The organism is Sphingobacterium sp. CZ-UAM, from assembly GCF_002000245.1.
Classification (GTDB): Bacteria; Bacteroidota; Bacteroidia; order Sphingobacteriales; family Sphingobacteriaceae; genus Sphingobacterium.
Genome location: NZ_MTCM01000006.1, coordinates 102,581 through 127,025, shown reverse-complemented (window position 1 = coordinate 127,025; position 24,445 = coordinate 102,581). Strand labels below are relative to the sequence as shown.

The following is a 24,445-nucleotide window of genomic DNA, read 5'->3' as shown; positions in this document are numbered from 1 at the left end:
AGAATGGCTGAAGTAGTAAGAATGCCCAAAATGAGCGACACAATGACCGAAGGGGTCATCGCAAAATGGCACAAAAATGTTGGTGATAAAGTAAATTCTGGTGATTTAGTGGCTGAAATTGAAACAGATAAAGCTACAATGGACTTCGAGTCCTACCAAGAAGGTACTCTTTTATATATTGGCCCGAAAGAAGGTGAAGCAGTAGCGATTGATGCTGTTATTGCTGTTTTGGGTGAACCAGGTGAAGATTTTCAGGCTTTATTGAATGGTGATGCTCCTGCAGCTGAAAAAGCACCGGAAAAAACTGAAGAAAAGAAAGAAGAAGTTTCTGCTCCGGCAGAATCTTCGGCTAGCACGGTCACTCCTGAGGAATTGGGATGTACGGTGATCACAATGCCATTGTTGAGCGACACCATGAAAGAAGGTGTTATTGCGCAATGGAATTTCAAAGTTGGTGATACGATCAAATCGGATGATGCTATCGCTGATGTAGAAACAGACAAAGCGACAATGGAAGTCACAGCTTATGCTGATGGTACATTGCTATATGTCGGTCTTGAAGCTGGGGAAGCTGCGAAAGTAAATGATATTATTGCTATCGTTGGCCCTGCCGGAACCGATATTACTCCTTTATTAAATCAAAAATCTGCTCCTGCAAAAGCAGAGACTGCAGAAGCGCCTAAAGCTGATTCAGCTCCAGCTGCAACTGCTGCACCGGTAGCATCCGCTTCAAACGATGATGCCCGTGTAAAAGCTTCTCCGTTAGCGCGTAAGATTGCTAAAGAAAAAGGAATCAACTTGAGCGATATCAAAGGATCAGCAGATGGTGGCCGTATCGTGAAAAAAGATGTTGAATCCTTTGTTCCGGCTGCTACTAAACCTGCTGAAACTTCAGCTGCAGCGGCTCCTGCGACGGAAACAAAAGCAATCACTTTACCTACATATGTTGGTGAAGAACGTTATACAGAGAAACCTGTCAACCAAATGCGCAAAACAATTGCGCGTCGTTTGGGTGAATCATTGTTTACTGCACCGCACTTCTATTTGACGGTGTCTATCGATATGGATAATGCTATGGTGGCGCGTGCTCAAATCAATGAGGTCGCTCCTGTAAAAGTGTCATTCAATGATATCGTGGTAAAAGCTGTTGCAGTGGCGTTGAAAAAACACCCTGCAGTGAATTCATCTTGGCAAGGAGACAAAATCCGTTTCAACGAACATACCAACATCGGTGTAGCAATGGCTGTTGAAGATGGTTTATTGGTTCCTGTTGTACGTTTTGCAGATGGTAAGTCATTATCACACATCTCAGCTGAGGTGAAAGATTTCGCACAGAAAGCTAAAGCTAAAAAATTACAACCAGCGGATTGGGAAGGTTCTACTTTCACTGTATCCAACTTAGGGATGTTTGGTATCGATGAGTTTACATCTATCATTAACTCTCCTGATGGAGCTATTCTTTCAGTAGGAGCTATCCAAGCTTTTCCTGTTGTGAAAAATGGTGCGGTAGTTCCTGGTAACGTAATGAAGGTGACTTTAGGCTGTGACCACCGTGTGGTAGATGGCGCAACAGGTGCTGCATTTTTACAGACTTTAAAAGCATTGGTCGAAAATCCAGTTAGATTACTAGCATAGATTCTACAAACCAATAAAATATTAGCCACTTTAGTAATAAAGTGGCTTTTTTTTGCTCTAAAAATTCGTTTTTTTATACTAAAATATTCATTTTAGCATTATTATCTTTAAGCCCGGTTCTTTATTGAAAATCAAAAAGATTACACATTAATCAAAGTTAGAATGGGATAATTACGATGTGAACGCTTTTAGATCATAAGGTACAGAGAGGCCATAAAGAGAGGACAAACACAACACAAAAAATCCAGGAGAAGCAATACGTGAAATTATTTTTTTTAAAGGGAATGGCAGCTCTTTTGTTCGTATCTACAATTGCTTGTAGTTCAAAAGAGAAAAAACAAAAAGAAGCGGCGATCGCGCAGGCGAAAATAGATAGTACAAGACTCATTTACAACCCTCAGGATGCAGATCAAAAGATCGACGCCTTTATGAAAAACTTACATTCAAAGGCTGCATTCAACGGAAATGTATTGATTGCCAAGGATGGTAAAATTTTATATCAAAATACTTTCGGCTGGGCCAACTACCTAAAGCGGGATAGCCTGGAAATCGATGATAAATTTGAATTGGCTTCCGTCACCAAACCCATAACGGCGGTGGGTGTATTGAAGTTGGTTGAGGCTGGAAAACTACGCTTGGATCAGACTATTAATGATTTTTATCCGGATTTTCCGTACCCGGGTATCACCATTAAAATGTTATTGACTCATCGCTCGGGCTTGCCCAACTATGTCTATTTTTCGGAGAAGCATTGGCCTGACCGCAAAAAGGGAATGACCAATCAAGATGTTATGAAAATGCTGACGGAATTTAAGCCGAACAGATACGGGGCTCCGGGGGGACGATTTTTCTATAATAACTCCAACTTTATGGTACTAGGAGCTATTATCGAAAAGGTGACGAAGCAAGATTATGCAGTATATATGAAAGATAGTGTCTTTAATGTTGCAGGCATGACCAACACCGCTGCATTATCCAAAGCTGTCTACGATAAAATCCCTACAAATGTCATCGGTCACGATAAGGTGTGGCGGAGGTCTGTCGTACAGAACTTTCAGGATGGACCATTGGGCGACAAAGGGGTGTATAGTACAGTACGTGACCTCTATCGTTTTGACCTCGCATTGCGAGATGGTCGATTGTTGAAGCAATCGACTTTGGATTCAGCATATCGCGGTTATCCCGACGCCAAAAAAGGGATTTTTAGCTATGGTTATGGATGGAGAACCTTTGAACATGGAAACGACCATATCGTTTATCATACGGGATGGTGGCACGGTTTTCGTCACATCTATGTACGCGATCTGAAAAGAAATATTGTGATTGTCTTACTTTCAAATATGACAAATGGTAGCTTGGTGAAATTGGATGAGCTTTATAAAATTTTAGGAATGCCAGTTTTACGTAAAAATGCCTATAGCTCCCATGGCGATTTTATTATTGATGAATAGATCAATTCGCTTCATCAATGAGAAAGTTTAAATAGGACGCATACACGAAGGGACAGAATTTAAGAATTCATATTGACGAAAACTATATAAATGCATAAAGTTGCGTAATAGATGAACAAATAAAAAGTATTAGGATGAAAAAGACATTAATCTTAGGTGCCAGTACGAATCCTTCGCGCTATTCAAATAAAGCTGCGAATATGCTCCGTAAGCATGGACACGACATTGTTAATATCGGTCTAAGCGGTGGAGAAGCTGCAGGTGTTACTATTGAAACAAAAGGTGAAGTGCATACCGATATTGATACCATAACCATGTATCTTGGCGAGCAGAATCAGAAGGGGTATTATGACTATATACTGGCAACAAAGCCAAAGCGTATTATCTTTAATCCGGGGGCGGAGAATGCTGAACTGGAGCGCTTGGCTATGGAAAATGGCATAAAAACCGAAAGAGCCTGTACTCTGGTCTTATTGAGTACAGGTCAGTTTTAAATTTTGGACTTCTGGAGTAATTCGACAGACAGATATTTTGTAATAAAATAGTTTGTCAAACCGATTGTATTACTGTCCAGATTCAGGCTGGAAACTTTTATATCGCAATGTTCTTTTAAGATAGCCATTGTGTATGAATTGATGGCCTGTTGTATCGGGATCGTAATGAGTTCATTGGCTTTGGCGATTTTACCCCCCAGCACAATGAGTTCTGGATTGAGCAGTTGGATCAAAGAGGCAAATGCTTTGCCTAGATTTGTTCCCAATTTAGAAATTTGATTGATGGCAAACTGATCCCCTTTATTGGCCGCTTCGATCACATGTGTCGGTGTGAGGTGATCTAACTCTTCCTTCTGTAATTCATTGAGTTTGGTCAATTCACCTTTTTGGATTTCCTGTTTTGCATTGTTGACCAAAGCAATTCCTGAAGCCACCGTTTCAAGACAGCCTCTTTTACCACAATAACACAATTCGCCGTTATCGATGAATGGCATATGGCCCACTTCCCCGGAATAACCATCGCGGCCGAGATAAACTTCGCCATTTGAAACTATTCCAAGACCTATCCCCCAATCCATTAAAATAATGAGACTATTCCGGGTGTTTTTGGCAAGGCCAAATTTCAGTTCGGCATAGGCAGCTCCCTTTACGTCATTGAGTATATAAACAGGTTTTCTGTATTTGGTTTCGAAAAATGCTGTAATAGATTGGGAAGCGTCATGCAAAAACGTTTCATTGGTTCCTTCCTCCGCATTGATCAGACCCGGCATACTAATGATCAGCCCGGTTAAATTTTCGGTGTCCACTGATTTCTCCAGCAGATATTGATCGATAATCTGCGTAATATCATGGAGGTTGTCTGCATTGCGTGAAAGCTCATTGTCCAGTTCTACTGTTTCAGCAACTACATTTTGATTGTTGTCCATGATACTCAATGTGATGGAAAAGCGCTGTAGTTCGATGCATAGGACTTGAAACAGTCCATCACACAGGCGATATAGGTTTGGTTTGCGACCACCGATAGATTCTCCCTTGTCAAATTGAAGAACAATATTGTCCTCCAATAGTTCCGCAATCAAGCTGTTGACTGTAGGAAGGCTTAGGGATAGGTTTTTTACAATGTCGTTTACTGATACAGATCCTAATTCGGCGATTAATTTGATAATTGAAAGTTTATTGAACAGATTTTTCTTTTCGGGTTTACTGTCCAATTTTTTGTTAATCAGTAAGTTTACGGCTTTTGTCATAAAACATCATATTTTGAATTAGAATCCTAGCGCTTTAATTTAATAAAAGTTTTGGAATCATTCGGTTATTTTCTCACTTGTCAAACAAGCCGGTCTTTTAGAAAAAAGGGGATAAGATACCTTATCCCCTCTCTTTTACGCTTCGTAAGACTATTTGAGTCTTTTTACGCGGATATCTTTGAAGAATACTTCTGTTCCGTGTCCCAAGAAACCGATATGGCCACTTGTACGTTTTAAACCTGGGTGCTCTTTACCATCCAGCGTTCCGTTTTTACTCGCTTCGGCAATATCAGCATCGACAATGACGGTGCCATTCAACGTCACTTTCACACGGTTGCCTTTTACATAGATTTCTTCGGAGTTCCACTCGCCCAAAGGTTTTAGATAACCTCTTTTTGCTGTTACCACGCCATAGATCGAACCATGGTATTGATAAGGTTTTAGATCTTTATAGACATCGGCATCATTATCAAGCACCTGGATCTCCATGGCTTCATAAGCCGCGTCGCCTTCTAATGGGGCACGTATTCCGACACCATTATTAGCTCCTGGAGTCAATTTGAAGTCGAAACGATATACAAAGTCCGAGTACTCTTCTTTTGTATAGAGGTTCCCGCCAAATTTAGCATTAGGGTATACCCAGATATAACCTTCATCATTAACGATGTAAGCTTTGTTCTCAGTCCATTTGTCTAGGTTTGTTCCGTCAAATAGCACCTCAAAACCTTCTCTTTTCTCCTGATCGCTCATTTTAAAGATCTGTTTTCTAGGAAATTCTTTGATGAAGAGATCTCTATAATATACAACAGAACCGTGAGCTTGAAGTTCGATCTGTTCAGTAGGGAAAATAGATTGGTTTCTGTCCCAATAATTTTCTAACGGAATATTATCTGTGACCAGTTGTCCATTTAACCAAACTGTGACTTTATCGTCGACCATTTTGATTTTAAACGTATTCCATTCACCTGTGGCGTTGTCAGCAACCTTGAGCGGTTTGCTTTCATTTTTCTGGTTGTTATATAATCCACCGGAGCCAACTTGGGCACCAACTCTGGTATTGGCAATATCCCAAATTTGTACTTGCGGAGTACCTCTCAAGTAAATACCGGCATCACCGTCTACACCGCCATAGTTCTCCAATTTCCAATCTACAAGCATCTCAAAATCTCCGTATTGTTTTATTGTAGCCAGATTATCTCCTTTGCCACTAAAAACGATCTCCCCATTTGAAACAGACCAACCTTTACGCATGATCTCGTCTGCTTTCGCTTGTTCGGCTGCCAAAGTCTTGGTATTCATTTTACTACGTTTGATCGGATCAGCAACTAAACCCTTCCAGCCGCTAAGATCCTTGCCGTTGAAAAGCGATACATAACCTTCTTTTATTGGCATCTCAGAGAGATAACGCACAACTGCTTCTTTCAAGTACCCACTTTCGCTACCGGACAGTTTACCGATGACCTGTTCTAGGACTTCTCTAACTTTACTGCCATAATATTTATTGTCCATGGCAATATTCATGGCTGTATTTGCAGCGGCTTCTCCCAACTGGGAATCAGCCATTTTATCCGCGGCAAAAATGAAGGCTTGATAGGTTCCTGTTGGCTGAAGAGCTGATAGTGCAGCTTTCTTCTGTTCCACAGTTTTTGCAACACGAAATGCATCGCGCAATAGAAGCGTTTTTTGATCTGCTGTATTAGCCGAAGATGAAATGGATTTGATTAATCCTCTGTACACCGTGCTGAATAGGTTGTCATCTTTTTCCGTTCTTGATAGCGCTATCAATTCAGGAAGGGCATTCGCAGATGACCAGCTAGACAATGAGGTAATGGCTGCAGCCCTTAACCCCGGATTATTATTATTCACGTAATTGCTGACTGCTTTTAAGGATTGATCATCACCGAGTCCAGCAAAAATAGGAAAATACTTTGAAGCGCTAGGAGCTGCCGATTTTGAAATATTGGCAGCTAGTTTTTCTGTTAGCCCTTTTGCATTGGAGCTTGATTGAACAACATTGACAATCGCCTTTTGCAACAGCTTCGCGGAGTTTGGATCAGAGGTTGTATTCAACCTATTGAAAAGTTCTTCAAGGTCGGATTCCTGAGCAACATTCGGTAATGCCTTATTTATTGCTTCTGCTACTGTCGGATTTGTTGTTTTGATCGCCAGAACAGCTTTGGAAGAAGCATTATTGGAGCGTTTGCTCAATATATCCAGTAGCTGAACTTTTTTATTGTCATCAACAGATGCGAGAGCAGTATTGACATCATTGATCACATTTGCATCCTTTGAAGAGAGGATAAGTGCCTTAACAGAATTGTTGAATTCTTGATCCGTGTCGAAGGCTTGTATTAAGGTATTGGTCTCTTTGCCTTGGGAAAGCGTATTGATAGCACTTAATCCTGCTAATTTTGTTACCGGTGAAGTTGTTTTACCGACCAAGGCCTGAATTGCATTTAAACTACTTGCCGATCCATTATGTGCAAGGTAGTTGAGGACACTTTCCTGTACTTCCGGAGTACCTTTACTTGCTAGGGTGAGCAGGCTTTTAGCATCACCACCTTTTCCGTACTTTCCAAGCAGTTGTAATGCAAGGTTTCGGTATGCACCATTGTCGCTTTTTACAGCAGACAGAAGATTTTTCTTTTGTTTATTTGGATCGATGGCTGCCAATAATTTCAATGAAGCAAATTGGCCGTTAATGGATTTTGCTTTTTGTGATTCCTGGAAGAATTTATTCAGGAATTTGACCGCATCCTGCTCATGTTTATTGTCGATCAGCGATTGCGCGTAATCAATACCTAGGCCTACAGCGTCAAATTTATCGTAGCTATACGCCGCATCGTTTAATTTATTTTGAAATAAAGGCGCCGAAGCTGTACCGCCAATTTTACTCAGAGCGATCAACGCTGTACGTTGGAAAGCATCTGAACTATATTTTTGGGTTAAATTCAAAATCGCAGTTTCGGCATTTGCAACCTTTAGATCACCTAATGCTGTAACAAGAGCGATTGCAGTTTTTTCGGTCGTAGAAGCTGCTAATGCCTTTTCTAGGGCCGCAGCAGACTCGTTGGTACCGATAGATACCAAAGTTCTTGCTGCAGCATCAGCTAGGCCATCGTTCGTTAGACAATTCGCGACAGCTGGAATTGCGGTGTTATCCGCGCATTGACGTAGCAATCGTAGAGCAAAAACCTGATTTGTAGGCTCACTCAGTTGTGCGATGGATTTTGCCAGGCCTTCAACAAATACTTTTTTTTGCTGCTCTTTTCCTGGTTGATTAACATAAAAAGAATAGCTATTGGCTGCAAATTCAATAGGCGCATTATTACTTCCGGGAGCTTTTAGGCCTTTTAGGAACGCAACGATGTCATCGGAAGTAAATCCTTCCAGCTCATGCATGGCGAGTAGAAACTTTTCTTTTTCCTCCGCCGGTTGTTGGGCGAGCACGTCAGCTATTTTGGTAGCTGTAGTTCTATTTTGTGGTTGCTGGGCATATGAGGCACTCGAGATGAGGAGTAATACGGCCAGCGAATTAAATATCTTTTTCATTGAGATTTTTATCTTTTATCAGCATGAAGCTATCATGGCAATTGCTGTCCATCCGTTTTCAGATGTCTCTTTTTGTTCATGATATTTCATCGGATTATAAATGTTAGATGGACCAAGGACCCCGCATTGGTTGGTGAATTAAACGGTTTGCCGCATCATCATCAATAAATTGCTCATTTTGAGAATCGTATTTCAATGAGCGGTTGAGACGAAGGGCTGCCAATCCCATGTTGACCAATGTACAGGAGCGGTGTCCATTTATTTCATTGAGGGCAAATTTTTCGCGTGTCCGGACAGACTCCAAAAAGTCTGTAATCTGTGGAGCAGGCTCAGGATACTGTGCCAATTTTCTTTCCAAATCTGGAATGTCGGACGCAAATCCTTTGTACAGTTTGCCTTTAGGTCCTTCGATGTATGCTGCTTTTTCATCTTTAGCCTCGCCATCCAAAATGATCTGACAGCCATCGGCATAAGTGAAAGTAATACGTCTCCAGGTACCAACGGCATCTGGATGTTGTTGCGGAGCATCGACATCTACACTCACAGGGCTTTCATTGTCCTTACCTAGGAAATATTGTACCGGGTCCATATAATGCTGACCCATATCACCTAATCCGCCACCGTCATAATCCCAATATCCTCTAAAAGTAGTGTGTACACGGTGTTTGTTATAGGGCTTATACGGTGCTGGGCCCAACCAAAAGTCATAGTCCAATTCAGCGGGAACTTGTTCCTCAGGTAGATTTTCTTTTCCAACCCAATAGAATTTCCAGTCAAATCCTGTATGTTTACTTATCGTCACTTTTAATGGCCAACCCAACATGCCTGTATCCACCAGTTTTTTGATTTTACTGACAGGAACATTCATTCCATAAAAATCATCTTTGAAGCGGAACCATGTATTTAAACGGAACATATTTCCGTGCTGTGCTATTGCTTCTTTGACTTTTTTACCTTCACCGATGGTCCGTGTCATTGGTTTTTCACACCAGATATCTTTTCCTGCTTTAGCGGCTTCGATGGACATAAGGCCATGCCAGTGTGGTGGAGTGGCAATGTGGACAATGTCTACTTCAGGAGATTTGATTAATTCTCTGAAATCGTGGTATTCTTTTACACCGCCCCCCAAGTCACTTTGCGCAGCCGCAAGATGACTTTTGTCAACGTCACAAATGGCAACTGTTTTTGTCCCGGCATAGCCGAAATGTCCGCGGCCCATATTTCCGACGCCAATTACTCCTTTAGTTAGATGATCACTCGGAGCAAGATAGCCTTGGCCTCCAAGTACAAAGCGTGGTACAATAGAAAATGCTGCGGCACCTACCACTGATTTTTTAATGAAATCACGCCTTGATGAATTCTGTTCTTTCATGTTGGTTGGATTAGTTGTTTTATAATTGATCCTTTTAGGCTGTTAAAATAACTGCAATTGGATATTGAACCTAAAAATAGATAAAAAACTGTTAAATATAAACTGATAACTAAAATTTTACGTATTGTTTCTTCTTGTTTTATGAAAAAATAATAAAAGACTGCTCCTAAAATTATTTCTTTCATATATAGACTTCGATTTTTCTGTTAGGAAGTAATATTTAGTTACAGAATTGTTACATGTACGATCTTCCCAACTTGACTACTATATGCAACATATAATCAATCACACCAATAGCTAGCTATTCTGAATCTTGCTGATTGTATTTATTTTTAATAGAATAGAGCGATCTATATGTGGGTATTTACCCATGGGTTCTTGTCCCGGTGATTTTTTGACAATAAAGAGTTGTTTGACACTGCTGCCCTGCTAATCACTCAATCGTTTTCGTAAAACGAGCTTGCTTATACTTAAAGAATCAGGCATCTTTATGGGGTCTTCAAAAGAAGCGAACCGATATGATGAGACCAAAAATACTATTGACTATTATTTGTGCGCTGATCCTACCAGCAATCGGACTCGCGCAGTTTAAAGTTGCGCCGCTCGGAAATACGATATATGAAGGCGTATTTACCGGTAATGGTCTATTGGGAACGATGACTTACCTGTCCGGTAAAAAATCTGTGCGTATTGATGTCGGGCGGACGGATGTCTACGATCATCGTGCAAATTCGGAAGACAAGTTGTTCGATAAAGCCCGTCTGCCATTGGGGTACTTTGACCTGGATCTGGGAAGTGCAATCCTCCAAAGTAGGGGGGATATCTATCTGAAGGAGGCTTATGCTGTGGCAACTGTCTTGACGGATCAGGGAAAGATCAAAGTGAGAACGACAACACTTTCTAATGATAATATTATCTTATTAGAGGTATTAAAACAAGATTTTCGGGGAAAGTACTCGCTCAATTGGGTTGCTGATTCGGCAATCAGTCCTCGCATGAAATTTTCCTATACCCAAAAACCGAAGAAGTATCTTGCCAATCCTGCTGGAAAGAATGGACGACAAGGCCACATAAAATACTATGAACAAGCCTTAACAGCGGGCGGCGGGTATACAACAGCTTATCTAACTCGATCGACGAAAGATACGGATACCTATGTGATTACAGTGGGTTATAGTCAAAAATCAACGGATTTTACCCAACAAACGTTAGCGTATCTTAAAAAATATCGTGTAGAGGAAATAAATACAGATTTGAAAGAACATCGTCAATGGTGGGCGAGCTATTTTAAGGCCTCTACACTTGAATTGCCTGATTCAATCTACCAAGGCTTTTACGATATGCAATTGTACAAGCTGGCAAGCGCAACCCGATCGGGCAACCCGGCTATGGATCTGCAGGGGCCGTGGACAAGTCCCACTCCCTGGCCAGCTTATTGGCTCAATCTAAATATGCAGCTTGCATATTCACCGACATTTAAAGCAAATCATCTGGATATCGCCAATTCCTTGATTCAAATGATTGACCAAAACAAAGATAATCTGCGTCTCAATGCTCCGAAACCCTATCGTTACAACAGCATCGCCGTGGGGCGTTCTTCAGCAGCAGATTTATGGAGCCCCGTTCTGTTGCAAAAAGGTGTCTCGTTAGAACAGGCATCCGACGGGGAGAAGGAACTTGGTAACCTGGTATGGTTACTTCATAGTTACTACCAGTATTATCGGGCAACAATGTCAAAAGATGTTTATGACCGTTTATTTCCGCTTTTGAAAGAAGCTGTCAACTATTATTTGCATTTATTGGAAAAGGACCAAACCGGAAAATACTATATCGCCGTTAAAACCTACTCCCCTGAATATCCGAAAGGATTTGCCTATAATACAAATTATGACCTATCAATCCTAAGATGGGGTCTGAAGACTCTTCTGGAATTGGATAGTGAGCGAGGTGGCAAGGATTCACTTCATGCTGTATGGGATGATGTAATGAAACACCTGATCGAATATCCACAAAACAGTGATGGCTTTATGATTGCCAGAGATGTAGCTTATGATGAATCGCACCGACATTATTCTCATCTGATGATGATCTATCCTTTTTATGATGTAAACTGGGATCAAAAGGAAAACAGGGCGCTCATTGAAAAATCTATCGCACATTGGCAGAGTAAAAAACAATTGCTTCAGGGTTATTCTTTCTCAGGGGCTGCCTCCATGTACGCTATGATGGGGCGCGGCGATGCTGCTCTTGCCTCGTTGGATATTTTGCTGAACAAGTATATTAAACCGAATACCTTATATGCTGAAAGCGGTCCAGTGATCGAAACTCCCTTAGCAGCCATGGCAAGTATTCAAGAGCTATGTTTGCAATATTGGAATGGGGTATTGCGGATATTTCCGGCTGTTCCCAGCAAATGGAAGGATATTTCGTTCAGTAATTTTTTGGCAGATGGTGGCAACTTGATTTCAGCTCAACGTAAAAACGGAAAGACAATAGCTGTAGAAATTACAAGTCAATATGGAGGGGTATTGAAAGTCAAACTGGATATGGTGGCGCCAATTGTTAAAATACATGGAAAGGGTAGTTACACAGAGGAAGCAGATGGTCTAATGATGTTGGTTTTAAACAAAGGAACTAAGGTCTCCATCAATGCGCGTAAATAATAAAGTTACGCACAGCAATATTAAAAATGATAACGAATAAAAGGGAATAAAAAATAATGAAACTTAAAAAGCAAATTTTTATGATTTTATGGGCTGCAATGGGGACGTGTACCCTGGCTCAGGCTCAAACGGCAAAACTGAAACTGTCGAATGATTTTGTACAACAGCAGCTTGACGCAGCCGCCAGACAGATTAAAGTTTTGGATAAGGAAACCCCAGCGGATAAGTTTCCGAAAACATTTGAAAATGGCAAGGAGGTTTTTTCGTCATCAAGCTGGTGGTGTTCGGGATTCTATCCAGGAACTTTATTTTATCTATATGAAGGAACCAAAGATCAGGACCTATTAAAGAAAGCGGAGGCTAAATTAACCTATCTGGAAAAGGAAAAGAATAACAAAGGGACGCATGATCTGGGCTTTATGTTATTCTGTAGCTTTGGAAACGCCCTTCGGTTGACTGGGAACACGCAACAATATAAGCCGGTTTTAACAACTGGGGCCAATTCATTGGCATCACGTTATAGTCAAAAGACAAAAACCATCCGTTCATGGGATCACGGCTCTTGGGATTACCCTGTTATTATAGACAATATGATGAACCTGGAATTTTTGACTCAGGTATCCAGAATAACAGGGGATAAAAAATACTATGATATTGCGGTCACCCATGCTGAAACTACATTAAAAAACCATTTCCGGAAAGATTATAGTTCTTACCATGTGATCGACTACGATAAGAATACCGGCAAAGTACGATCCAAAAAGACACATCAAGGTGCATTTGACGAGTCAGCCTGGTCCCGGGGACAGGGTTGGGCCCTATACGGTTATACGATGATGTACCGTGAAACCAAGAAAAAAGAGTTTTTAAAGCAGGCTCAGCAGATAGCGAAATATATTCTTGATAATCCAAATTTACCATCCGATCTGATTCCTTACTGGGACTTTGATAAGGATAAGATTGCAGCGTCTGATAAAATGTATCCGAATAAAGATCTAAGGGACGTTTCTGCTGCTGCGTTGTATGCTTCGGCCTTACTGGAGCTTTCGCAATATACTAAAGGCAGTGAGTCGGCACTTTACCTCGACAAGGGCGAGACAATAATTAAAAATCTATCGCAAGCACCTTATTTGGCTCCCTACGGACAAAACGGAGGCTATATTCTTCAGCATAGTGTAGGGGCGCTTCCTTTAAATTCGGAAGTTGATGTACCATTAACCTATGCCGACTATTATTATGTGGAAGCATTGATCCGTTATAAAAGACTCTTGGATGGCGAACCCATAATTAAAGAAATCGCTAAATAAATTCAATAAAGATTTAAGGTCATATTAACAGGGGAAGTCTAGTTCGGACGCCCCTGTTTTTTTTATTCGCGTTGCCCTAGGCTCTTTTCGGCTAGTGAATGTAATAGTGCCCTTATAGGCGCAATTGGTTTGCCCAATTTTGTTCATCCCTTTATTTTAGGGTTCGGTATTTTAGTTATCTTCGCGAGAATCGGCTAGCTGTTCCGAAGGGTTATACCCAAATTGTTTCTTGAACTCCCTGCTAAAATACTTTCGTTCAGAAAATCCAACAGCATAGGCGACTTCACTGACATTCATTGAGGACTTTAACAACTCCTTAGCTTTATTAAGCCGGTACATCTTGACATAGTTATTGATAGATAGGCTGGATATTGCGCGCAGCTTTCGGTAAATAATAGGTGTACTCATTCCCATCTTTCGGGAGATAAAGTTCACATCAAAGTCATCCGACTGCATATTATCTTCAATCAGTTTATCCAACGTTGCAATAAATTGGGCATCTAGTTCATTGTCGAAATCTGTTTTTTTAACCTGAAATTCCCTACTCTTTTTATGACTGATTGCGATGAGGTTCTGTACAGATAGGAACAGCAGTCTATTGTCAAAAGGTTTTGTTAAATAGATGTTAGCTCCATATTGCAGAGCCTGTGTCTGAGAGTCACTGTCTGTCACTGCTGTCAATAAGATAACAGGAATATGGCTGGTTGCGATGTTTGTCTTTACCGCCTGACATAATTGAGCTCCATTCATATAAGGCATCATTAGATCGGATAAAATCAGATCTGGTATATATTCTTGCGCTTTTGATAGGGCATCTTCTCCATTGAGAGCCGTGATGATGTTATAACTCTCCTGAAATAAATGGACGATGGTGTCGAGGAGCTCTTTATTGTCTTCTACAATGAGAAGAGTTTGTTGCAAAGATCTATCCAAGACAGCCGGTTCTGAAAAATTGGATTCATCAATTACGGTTACTGGGGAATCAGTAGGAGAGGATATGTGGGTTTTCGAGTGCTTTGGTAAGCGTAGGCTGAACACCGTCCATTCTTCTTTTTCATCTTCTAGCGTAAAGCAACGGATTTCACCCTGATGCTGTAGGACAATCTGTTTGGTTAAGGCTAACCCGATACCAGTACCTATACTGTCGCTTGCTTGTTCTTCCCGATAATATTCCTCAAAGATCTTGAATTGACTATCTGTGGCAATGCCGATCCCGTTATCAACAATGTTGATAATGACGCTGTCTCCGTTCTCCAGCAGTTCAAGATAAACTGTGCCATATTCAGGAGTGTATTTGATGGCATTTGACAATAGATTGAACATGACTTTGTCAAATTGAACAGCGTCTACAGACTGTAAACCTACTGCATCCAATTGTCGGATATAATAATTGATATGTTTATGCTGTGCAAGATCATTGAGGAGATAGAATGTATCTTCAATATATTCCCTGAAAGGGATATCGTTCCGTTTCAAGATAAAGTGTTTGTCATCAAATTTTTTGAAATCAAGCAGTTCGTTAACAACCCCCAATAGCTTAGCCGCATTCTTTTTAATCCGTTTTATTTTCGATTGAGTAGAGGATAAGTTGGCAGTTTCGCTGATGATTTCATCCAATGGCGCAGTGATCAGTGTTAATGGTGTACGTATCTCGTGCGAAATCTGTGTGAAGAATTTAATTTTCTTTTCCTGTTCCCGTTCTGAATTGATCAGCATTTGGCGTTCAACGACAAATTGAATAACAAAGTGCACTCCCAATGTAAAGATCCCTGCGTATAACAGGTAAGCCCACCAGGTTCTCCAGATAGGTGGTTTTATATCGATGTGTATTTGCAGCGGCGTGCTGCTCCAGATACCATCGTTATTGCTGGCATATACTGTAAGTGTATGTTGTCCTTCAGGTATATTGGTATACCTGACACTCGGGGTGCTCGTTTCTATCCAATCTTTATCAAAACCTTCTAGTTTATAGCGATATCTATTTTTCTGGGGCTTGATAAAATTGGAGCTTGAAAAATTAACGGTGATAAAATTCTCGTCATAACGCAATTGCAACTGATAATCATTGGGCTTATCACTTTTCTGAATACGGCCATAGTTTAAGGGAGTATCTTCAAGAAATATATTTCTAAAAAGCACACTTGGTTTTTTCTGATTGAAAGTGATTCTGCGGGTGTCGATCGAAACCAAACCGTTCAATGTTGTCACGAATAAAACACCAGCTTTGCTGCTATAAACCTTAGCTCCTTGCATATTTTTAACGGGAAGATCGTCGTACTGATTGAGAACAGTATGAAACTTTGTCGCTGGATCGAAGAAAATTAGCCCATTTTTGCTGCTGATCCAAAAATGTTTGTCGATTATAATAGGCCAGCCTAGCGTGTTATTGTGAAAATGAGCCAGCGGTCTGCTATCGCCCCAACGATACAATCCCGTTGCAGTTGTAAACCAGATATCACCATCAGGGTGGACATAAAATCCTTGAATGGATAATTTTGGATCGGTAAAAAGTCGAATCACTTTTGTCGCGGGATCTTGTTTGTAAATCTTCCCTCCTAATAGAAAATAAACACAATTCTTGTTATCCGCTTGGATATCCGTTAATGTAGTAGAAAGCTCTTTGATGGGATATGCGGGTTTCCCGGGAGGTACAATATATAAACCTGCATTTGTGCCCAGGTAAAGATAATTGTCTATTCCGGCGTAGATGCTATAGATATTATTTTTTAAATGAAGGGGATTCTTGTCCAATAGGAAATGGCGCGCAGTTTTGGTCGTTACATCAATGATGGAGTAGCCACCGCCATGTTGCGCCGCATAGAGGAGGTTGTTGCGTATGGACAGATCCTTGACCAGATTGGACCGTGATAGTTGAGGTAGGGACTGTATTGTTCCTGTCTTTTTATCCAAAAAATTTATTCCCTCCTCCTCGGTTCCAATCCAATAAGCATCTTGAGACTCTGCAAAACTACCAACAATATCACTATTTAGCCTGTTTTGAGACGAACCCCGACTTGAATATACATGCAGGGGAACCATGTTCGGATAAATAGCGTTGATCCCTCCAAAATAAGTGCCTAACCAAATAATTTGCTGATCGTCAACAAATATATCATAAATGGAATTTTGGCTTAACGAATGCGGCACCAAAGTGTTGTGTTTGTAATTAGTAAAAGTTGTACTACCCGTAAAAACAGAAAGTCCCTTTAGTGTGCCCAGCAACAAGGTGTTATTAGGGCCTTTATTGATTTTTCGAATATTATTACTCAAAAGGTTGCTGTTGGCCTCGTGAATATGCTGCCAGTGCTTGTTCGATAGTCGATATTGAAGTAAGCCCTGCAGTTTTGTTCCTATCCATAATAGGCCATTTTGATAATACAAAGAGCTGACAATACCCTGATCTTTTAGTGGTAATGAGATACGCTCGATGCGTATTATTTTATTCTCTTTGAGTGTACAGAATTCAATACCGCTATCGCTGGCAATTGCATATGTTGTCGAATCAATAGCTATAATAGCTTGGACATGGCTGCGGGTCAGGATCGGTTGTATGCTGTAGGAATTTCCTAAAGGTGTGACAAGATAAAGTCCCTTATTGCCACAGAGGATCGTCCGTTCATCTTGAACATAAATATCATGAATCACTAAAGGGGAAGTAAATGGTTTGTTTCGTTGGTAGACAGGTTTTCTTTTGTCGATATTAAAAATGAAGATCTTCGTTGCGGTTGCGATAAAAAGATCATTCCTTGCATTGATATTAATCTTATTGATGTAATCTACATTTTTGAAAATTGAATCAGAAACTAAGACATTCGTCACATTTCTGGAGTCGTATATAAATAGGTTGCTTCCCCCGCCAAACCAGAGTTTTCCCTGTCTATCCTGAGCAATTGTCAGTACCGCCTGTTTGTCCAGGACATTATCCTGTGTCAGTGTTTCAAAACTGAAGCTCTGGGCGAAACAGGACAAAAATGGACAAAGTAGCCATACAATAATGACCATGTTTTGGATCTGTTTTACTGGAAAATTCATAGATAAATAGGGTTTACAACATCAAATTTAAGATTTTACCCCTTAATATTTATAAAAATCACCCTACTAAATAGTTGTTCTTGCTCAATTTTGACATAGTTAAGTAACCATTTTTAATTATAAAACCAATTTCCTAAGTATGGCTAAGTTTTACGCAATTGGATTGTCCGCGATGACTTTGTTTTCTGTAGGTGCAGTTCATGCCCAGCAGAAAATAAATGTAACGGGACAAATCAAAGACAGTCAGGGAACACCATTATCAGGTGTTACAATTCGAGAGAAAGGAGGGACGATCTCGACCTCTACAAATGCATCGGGAACCTATTCCTTGTCCGTTAACCCTAATGCTACGCTAGTAATCTCTTATGTGGGCTATCAAAACCAAGAGATAGTGTTAAACAATCGCAAAATAGTTAATGTCACGATGGAGAGTGGCAATTCGGCACTTGATGAAGTTGTTGTTGTCGGATATGGGCAACAGAAGAAATCCAAACTATTGGGTTCTGTTGCAACTATCGATGGAAAAAAACTGGAGAGTAGGGCTGTGACGAATGTATCCTCTGCCTTGTCGGGGCTCGCTGCTGGTGTTCAGGTGAAAGTTGGTAATGGTAAGCCTGGTAGTGATGGAGCAACCATTCGCGTACGTGGCACAGGTACCATGAACAATAATGATGCTTTGGTGATTATTGACGGTATTCAGGGGGTAATGGACGCGGTAAATCCAGAAGACATCGAAACGATATCAGTATTAAAGGATGCTTCATCTGCAGCGATATATGGTGCGCGGGCAGCAAATGGTGTTATATTAATTACAACAAAAAAAGGAAAGGGTGGACAAGCTCCGCAAATAAAATACTCAGGTTTGTTTTCCCGTACGACACCGAGTGTCAAACCTGTATTTCAAAGCGATTATCTGAAGCATATGCTTTTGTTCCAAGAAGCGGCTGAAAATATTGGCGAAAAAGGTCCTTACACCCAAAGTGCTATTGATGCTTGGACAGCAGCTAACGCAGATCCAAATGGTTTGACTCCACAGGGTACGCCAAATTACGTCGCATACCCAAATACCAATTGGGGTGATTGGATTTATGAGAATGGCTGGCTTAAGAGTCATAATGTAAGTGTATTGGGGGGAAGTGATAAGATCCGATATAACCTGTCTGGAAGAATACAGGATAATCCTGGTATTATGCACAACACGGGAATGAAACGATATGAAGGACGGGTCAACTTGGAAACTGATATTACGAACTTTTTAACGGTTGGTACACAAACATTTGTTGTTAAAGAAGATCGTTCTATGGCTTCGGATGCGAACCTTTATAATTATTTGCGTCAAACTACCCCGGGAATTTATCCGATGTATGATGGGAAATTTGGAGGGGCAGTTCTGAGTTCGGGCGAATCCTCTCAATTAAATAACTTATTGACCTATCTTTATGATAATAAAGGAAGCAATGAACGTACGCGTTTGAATTCAACGTTGTTTGCCAATATTAAACTTTGGAAGGGTTTAACTTTTGAGACTAAATTTAACTATCAGAGCCGCTTTGATGAAGTGAAAAGCTGGTCAGATCCAGCTCCACGATATGATTTTTCTACAATGAATATCATCACCAGTCCTATTAATCTTGCGCAATCGACGACTGGACAATCCTATGAAAAAATTTATCGAAAATCCTTTGATAATGTTTTACGTTATAATTCCACAATTGATAAACATTCGATTAGTGCGCTAGTTGGCCACAATGAATTTTATTATAATGATTCAGGATTTAATGCTTCAACAAAGGGTTTGATAGACGCCACTATTACAAATATTGGTACAGGAACAGAAATGAACAGCATTGGAGGATTCGAATCTGACAATTCAATGCGTTCCTTTTTCGGGCGCTTTAGCTACGACTATGATGGAAAATATTTAGCCGAATTTAGTTTACGCAGAGATGGTTCTTCAAAATTTGGCCTTGGTAAGAAATATGGTACTTTCCCTTCTGCTTCGTTAGGGTATATATTGTCCAAGGAATCATTTATGAAGGCAGTAAATCCTTATGTGCAAGATATTAAAATTCGTGGATCATGGGGTAAACTGGGTAATGATGGAGGGGATGACCTGAACGTATATGGATGGCATGGTGTGTATGGTCAGGTAGGTTATTCCTTTAATGGAGCTCAGGCTAATGGTCTAAGACTGTCTCGATTTGGAAATAATGTATTGCAATGGGAAGACTCTGAAAACAAGGAGTTGGGTTTGGAATTTGCCACGTTAAATCGTCGTGTCTTTGTGGAGTTTAATTTATATGATCGTAAAACTTCAAACATCATTCGTACAGCACAGATGCCGATTACGGCTGGTACAGCTAGTCCGCCATATTATAATCAAGCTTCTATGCGTAACAATGGTATTGAGCTCAATTTGAATTGGCGGGATAATATTGGAGATTTCCATTATAATATAGGTGGCAACTTCGCATATAATAAAAATAGGGTTACGGAATATGAAGGTAAATTGATACAAGGGATGGTAGACGATGGATCTGGAAAAATGGTTTGGCAGACTAACTTAGGAGATGTATCTACTGGAGGGGTAAATCGTAGACTTGAAGATTATCGTTTAGATGAGTTTTACTTGCGTCAAGTGTACAAGGGTAATGGAACTTATTTTAATGCAGATGGCTCTGTTGATATCAATGGTGGGCCAACAACAGGTATGATCCGAACAGATAAGGATTATGAATGGGCAAAAGCAATGAAGGCTGCAGGTTATTCCTTTTTATCTTCCTCACAAGCAATTGGTGATAGCTATGGTACGACCAGAATGTATTATGGTGATTTGATTTATGCTGATTTAAATGGGGATGGTATTTATGGAAATACTGCAGATCAATATTTTACCGGAACGTCTACAAGTCCCAAATACATTTACGGCTTCAATTTAGGATTTTCATATAAAGGATTTGATATGTCTATGATTTGGGCAGGAGAAGCAGGTGGCCAGTATTATTGGACTGACCATGGCTATAATAGCAATATTTTAATAAGTGGAAACCAAGTGACAACACGAGTCGCGGAAAATCATTATTTCTATAATCCGGCAGCGCCCGATGACCCGCGCACCAATCAAAATGGCTATTTACCAAGATTAAAACTAGGCACCTCTGCTGAGAATATAAATAATCAATCAAGTGATTATTGGTTGTATAATGCAAATTTCTTAAAGCTTAGAAATCTACAAGTAGGTTATACGGTTGATAAGAGATTAACTGAAAAAATCAAAGTACGTAGTTTAAGGGTGTTTTTCTCAGGCGAGAATCTACTGATGTTTACAGACTTTCCAGGGTTAGATCCAGAAGTTGGGGCGGGTGCAGAATATCCAACAATGAAACAGTTTGCTTTTGGTTTGAATATTGGATTCTAAAAATAGAAAGATCATGAAAAATAATAAAAAAAAATATAATTTGTGGAGTAAAAAAATATTGCTTGGCCTGACTCTCGGTTCAGCAACATTATTTTCTGCTTGTCAGAAGGATTTATTGGATACCGTACCGAAAACACAGGTATTGACCAATAATATGTGGCTAACAGAAAATCTTACAGACCAAGGTGTGAATGGTGTATATCAAGGTTTGCGCCTCGGTCAAATGCTATATGTATACGATACCTATGTCACCCTACAAGGTAGAGACAATTCAACCTTGATGAATGCGACTGCAACAAGTTCATCGGGTATTTTCTCCTCCACTTGGCAAAATTTATATGAGGGGGTTCACCGCAGTAATAATGCGATCTATGGTATAACCAATGTGTCACCTGTGGGAGCAGAAAAGAAAGCAAGACTACTTGCAGAAGTCAAATTTTTGCGCGCGTTCTATTACTATCGGTTAAATCAGCTGTATAAAGGAGTACCTATTTATACCGAACCAATCGAATGGGATAAGGTCGATAAACCAAGAAGTACAGAACAAGAAGTTTGGGCCCTGATTATCAAAGATCTGACGGATTGTATCAATGAGCCGTTATTGCCAAACCGTTATGATAAAGGAAAAGCCGAGTTTGGTCGGGCGACTAAATCTGCAGCGTATGCGCTTCGCGGTAAGGTGTATATGTATACGCAAGAATGGGCAAAAGCTATTGCGGACTTTGAACAAGTCAAAAATATGGGACATACCTTATTTGGTAATTATGCCGATCTCTTTAAAGGAACTAACGAACAGAGCCCTGAAATTATATTCAGTATTCAAAATATAGCTTTGGCTGGGTATGGCTCCGATTATCAATTCAGATTTGGATCACGATCAGCTTTTGGATCCAATTGGAATACCTATTTGGTACATCCCGATGCAGTAGATCGCTATCAGCGTAAAGATGGGTCTAAGTTTAATTGGGATGATTACCTGCCAGGTTATAATCAGATGGCACCGAGCCAAAGGGAAGTGTTTTTCTTAAGGAATAATTTGACCCCCGCCGAAATATCGAACATTGAAAAACGGACTACAAATAAGCTTGATATGTCCTTGTATTTGCCTACGGGTAATGAAGAACGCCTTAAGAAAGCCTATGAAGATAGAGATCCGAGGCTAGTAAGCAACGTGATTTTACCTTATTCTACTTTTGTAGGAGCAAATGGTGCGACAGACCAAACGTTTACCTCTAGATGGCCGTATCGGCAAGAATTTGGAGGTGTGTTTGACTTGAGAACGGATATTGTCCCTAATTTTTACTATTACCCACGTAAGTTTGTTTACGAGGGAGCTAACCCAGGAATTCCCAATAGAGAGGCAGGCGCTTATGATTATATTGTGATGCGATATGCAGATATTCTTTTATTATGGGCAGAAGCACTGAATGAATCGAAAAAGCCTGGTGAAGCTGCGTTAAAAGTAAATGAGGTAAGAAAACGTGCCGGAGTTGGAGAATTAACGTTAGGGATAGGTGAGCAGGACCTCAGAAAAGAAATTCGTGAGGAACGCCGCCGTGAATTGATGTGTGAAGGTGTTATCTACTTTGATGAGTTGCGTTGGAAAACATTGAAAGAAACATCGTTTTATACAGGAAATGGTATTAGACAGGCATGGGGAGGAGTTGTTTCACCGTATGACTGGCGAGGTGACCAACTTTATACATGGCCAATCCCACAAGTGGAACGGGAACGAAACACATCTTTAACACAAAATCTGGGTTGGGATGATTAAAAAGTAGTGAAAGACTTTTATTCTTGTGTAAAGAAGCTGTTATCAATCGCTCGCGCAATCGTTTGCTAGAGCGATTGATTCTTTTTAGTTTGTTTTTCTGTATTAAAATAAAGATTTTTAATGTTTTGTGTGCATGTTGAGTACACATTATTTATAAACCATTATCGATGAAGAGAAGATCTGTATTAAAATTGTTAGGTGGTGCTGGTGTTGGCGCATTGTCGGCCTCGTTACCAATGAGCGCGAAGGCAAGTGTTTTATATGATGAAAGTATAAGCTATACAGGGAATGACCGTGCCTATTGGGTTTCAATACTAAGCAAGATGGCCACTCCTATACTGGATAATATAAGTAAGCAGCAATGGCGCAAAAATATGCCGATGGAAGTAAGTCCTACTTTTGATAGCAGAGATCCAGGGGTGGGTTACCTAGAGGCTTTTGGTCGATTGCTGGCAGGAATGGCTCCTTGGCTAGCTTTACCCGATGACGGCAGTGAAGAAGGAAAACTGCGTAAAAAATTACGTGATCAAGCTTTATTGGGTATAAAATATGGTGTGGATCCAAAATCTCCGGATTACTTTACATGGCGAGGTCCTTCATCGCAAACGCTGGTAGATGCAGCGCATTTAGCTTTGGCGTTTCTGAGAGCACCCAAAGCGCTATGGGAACCATTGGATCAGGTAACCAAAAAAAGGGTTATCGAAGAATTCAAACTATTGCGTAAGATCAAACCGAATGAAAGCAACTGGTTACTTTTTGCTGCAATGACCGAAACTTTCTTATATAGTGCTGGCGAGGAATGCGCGCGTGAGAAAATAGACTATGCGGTCAATAAATTTGATCAGGAATGGTATGTTGGCGATGGCTGGTATAGTGATGGGGCACGTTTTAGCTTTGATCATTATAACGGCTATGTGATCCATTGTATGCAAGTGGAATCACTACGCCATAATATCCTCGCTGGTGAGAAATACAAAGAAATGTATGAACGTGCCTATAAGCGCATGCAGCGCTATGCACATCATCTGGAACGTATGATATCGCCTGAAGGGCATTATGTGGTTGTTGGACGTTCATCTACCTATAAAAACGCCGCATTTCAGCCTTTGGCAACTGTAGCCTTAGAAAATAAATTACCTGACGATATTTCAAAGGGGCAGGTAAGAGCAGCATTGACTGCGGTACTCCGGCACATCTATATCGACAAAACGTTTGCTCCTTCTGGATGGCTTCGTATGGGTGTCGTTGGAGATCAACAGTCTAATTTGGCCGATTACTATACCAATGCCGGATCAATGTATGTGGCTTCACTGTCGTTCCTACCGTTGGGATTACCTGCTACAGATGAGTTCTGGACCTGTGCTCCACAAAAATGGACTTCGCAGAAATGCTGGAATGCGGAACAGTTTCCCAAAGATTATTACGTCAGTTACTAATCCCTTGTTCTTTTATTCATAATCTAAATACTAAAAAATTCAATACGCAAGTCTCAATACTAAA

Annotated in this window: 12 protein-coding genes; 8 read left to right on the top strand and 4 right to left on the bottom strand. The window is 40.5% G+C overall.

Going from position 1 to position 24,445, the window contains the following annotated elements; translation table 11 throughout:
• The first annotated feature begins 3 nt into the window (after window positions 1-3).
• From BWD42_RS19830 to BWD42_RS19820, 3 genes are all read left to right on the top strand, one after another.
• Window positions 4-1,635: a pyruvate dehydrogenase complex dihydrolipoamide acetyltransferase gene (locus BWD42_RS19830; RefSeq protein WP_077438143.1), complete on the top strand. Its 1,632-nt coding sequence runs from the start codon at window positions 4-6 to the stop codon at window positions 1,633-1,635.
• A gap of 260 nt (window positions 1,636-1,895) precedes the next feature.
• Entirely contained in the window at window positions 1,896-3,086 is a 1,191-nt protein-coding gene (locus tag BWD42_RS19825) for a serine hydrolase domain-containing protein (protein ID WP_077438142.1), read from the top strand.
• A 134-nt stretch (window positions 3,087-3,220) separates the two neighbouring features.
• Window positions 3,221-3,580, top strand: a complete 360-nt coding sequence (locus BWD42_RS19820) for a CoA-binding protein (protein ID WP_077438141.1) — start codon at window positions 3,221-3,223, stop codon at window positions 3,578-3,580.
• Here the strand turns inward: BWD42_RS19820 and BWD42_RS19815 are convergent.
• The 3 genes from BWD42_RS19815 to BWD42_RS19805 form a co-directional block, all read right to left on the bottom strand.
• Window positions 3,577-4,827 (bottom strand): ROK family protein, encoded by a 1,251-nt coding sequence (locus tag BWD42_RS19815; RefSeq protein WP_077438140.1) that lies wholly within the window; start codon window positions 4,825-4,827, stop codon window positions 3,577-3,579. The two genes, BWD42_RS19820 and BWD42_RS19815, sit on opposite strands and share 4 nt — an antisense overlap.
• Before the next feature lie 150 nt (window positions 4,828-4,977).
• Entirely contained in the window at window positions 4,978-8,379 is a 3,402-nt protein-coding gene (locus tag BWD42_RS19810) for a DUF1080 domain-containing protein (RefSeq protein WP_077438139.1), read from the bottom strand.
• Between the two features lie 103 nt (window positions 8,380-8,482).
• Window positions 8,483-9,751, bottom strand: a complete 1,269-nt coding sequence (locus BWD42_RS19805) for a Gfo/Idh/MocA family oxidoreductase (protein ID WP_077438138.1) — start codon at window positions 9,749-9,751, stop codon at window positions 8,483-8,485.
• 518 nt (window positions 9,752-10,269) lie between these two features.
• On the opposite strand from BWD42_RS19805, the gene BWD42_RS19800 reads away from it, so the two are divergent.
• Window positions 10,270-12,414 (top strand): glycosyl hydrolase family 95 catalytic domain-containing protein, encoded by a 2,145-nt coding sequence (locus BWD42_RS19800; RefSeq protein ID WP_139351221.1) that lies wholly within the window; start codon window positions 10,270-10,272, stop codon window positions 12,412-12,414.
• A gap of 80 nt (window positions 12,415-12,494) precedes the next feature.
• Entirely contained in the window at window positions 12,495-13,721 is a 1,227-nt protein-coding gene (locus BWD42_RS19795) for a glycoside hydrolase family 88 protein (protein ID WP_254846283.1), read from the top strand.
• Between the two features lie 171 nt (window positions 13,722-13,892).
• Here BWD42_RS19795 and BWD42_RS19790 read toward each other — a convergent pair whose 3' ends face one another.
• Window positions 13,893-17,753: a hybrid sensor histidine kinase/response regulator transcription factor gene (locus BWD42_RS19790; protein ID WP_077438135.1), complete on the bottom strand. Its 3,861-nt coding sequence runs from the start codon at window positions 17,751-17,753 to the stop codon at window positions 13,893-13,895.
• A 139-nt stretch (window positions 17,754-17,892) separates the two neighbouring features.
• On the opposite strand from BWD42_RS19790, the gene BWD42_RS19785 reads away from it, so the two are divergent.
• The 3 genes from BWD42_RS19785 (at window position 17,893) to BWD42_RS19775 (ending at window position 24,381) form a co-directional block, all read left to right on the top strand.
• Complete coding sequence (locus BWD42_RS19785) at window positions 17,893-21,171, top strand: SusC/RagA family TonB-linked outer membrane protein (protein WP_077438134.1); 3,279 nt, start codon at window positions 17,893-17,895, stop codon at window positions 21,169-21,171.
• A gap of 13 nt (window positions 21,172-21,184) precedes the next feature.
• Window positions 21,185-22,945, top strand: coding sequence for a RagB/SusD family nutrient uptake outer membrane protein (locus tag BWD42_RS19780; RefSeq protein ID WP_077438133.1), 1,761 nt, complete (start codon window positions 21,185-21,187; stop codon window positions 22,943-22,945).
• Between the two features lie 167 nt (window positions 22,946-23,112).
• Window positions 23,113-24,381 carry a DUF2264 domain-containing protein gene (locus BWD42_RS19775; protein WP_077438132.1) on the top strand — a complete coding sequence of 423 codons (1,269 nt, stop codon included), beginning with the start codon at window positions 23,113-23,115 and terminating at the stop codon, window positions 24,379-24,381.
• Window positions 24,382-24,445 lie beyond the last annotated feature (64 nt).

Bases quoted from the DNA above. Each gene is read 5' to 3' on its own strand.
- BWD42_RS19830 (WP_077438143.1), top strand. From the start codon at position 4: ATGGCTGAAGTAGTAAGAATGCCCAAAATGAGCGACACAATGACCGAA.
- BWD42_RS19820 (WP_077438141.1), top strand. From the start codon at position 3,221: ATGAAAAAGACATTAATCTTAGGTGCCAGTACGAATCCTTCGCGCTAT.
- BWD42_RS19815 (WP_077438140.1), bottom strand. From the start codon at position 4,827: ATGACAAAAGCCGTAAACTTACTGATTAACAAAAAATTGGACAGTAAA.
- BWD42_RS19810 (WP_077438139.1), bottom strand. From the start codon at position 8,379: ATGAAAAAGATATTTAATTCGCTGGCCGTATTACTCCTCATCTCGAGT.
- BWD42_RS19805 (WP_077438138.1), bottom strand. From the start codon at position 9,751: ATGAAAGAACAGAATTCATCAAGGCGTGATTTCATTAAAAAATCAGTG.
- BWD42_RS19800 (WP_139351221.1), top strand. From the start codon at position 10,270: ATGATGAGACCAAAAATACTATTGACTATTATTTGTGCGCTGATCCTA.
- BWD42_RS19795 (WP_254846283.1), top strand. From the start codon at position 12,495: ATGATTTTATGGGCTGCAATGGGGACGTGTACCCTGGCTCAGGCTCAA.
- BWD42_RS19790 (WP_077438135.1), bottom strand. From the start codon at position 17,753: ATGAATTTTCCAGTAAAACAGATCCAAAACATGGTCATTATTGTATGG.
- BWD42_RS19785 (WP_077438134.1), top strand. From the start codon at position 17,893: ATGGCTAAGTTTTACGCAATTGGATTGTCCGCGATGACTTTGTTTTCT.
- BWD42_RS19780 (WP_077438133.1), top strand. From the start codon at position 21,185: ATGAAAAATAATAAAAAAAAATATAATTTGTGGAGTAAAAAAATATTG.
- BWD42_RS19775 (WP_077438132.1), top strand. From the start codon at position 23,113: ATGAAGAGAAGATCTGTATTAAAATTGTTAGGTGGTGCTGGTGTTGGC.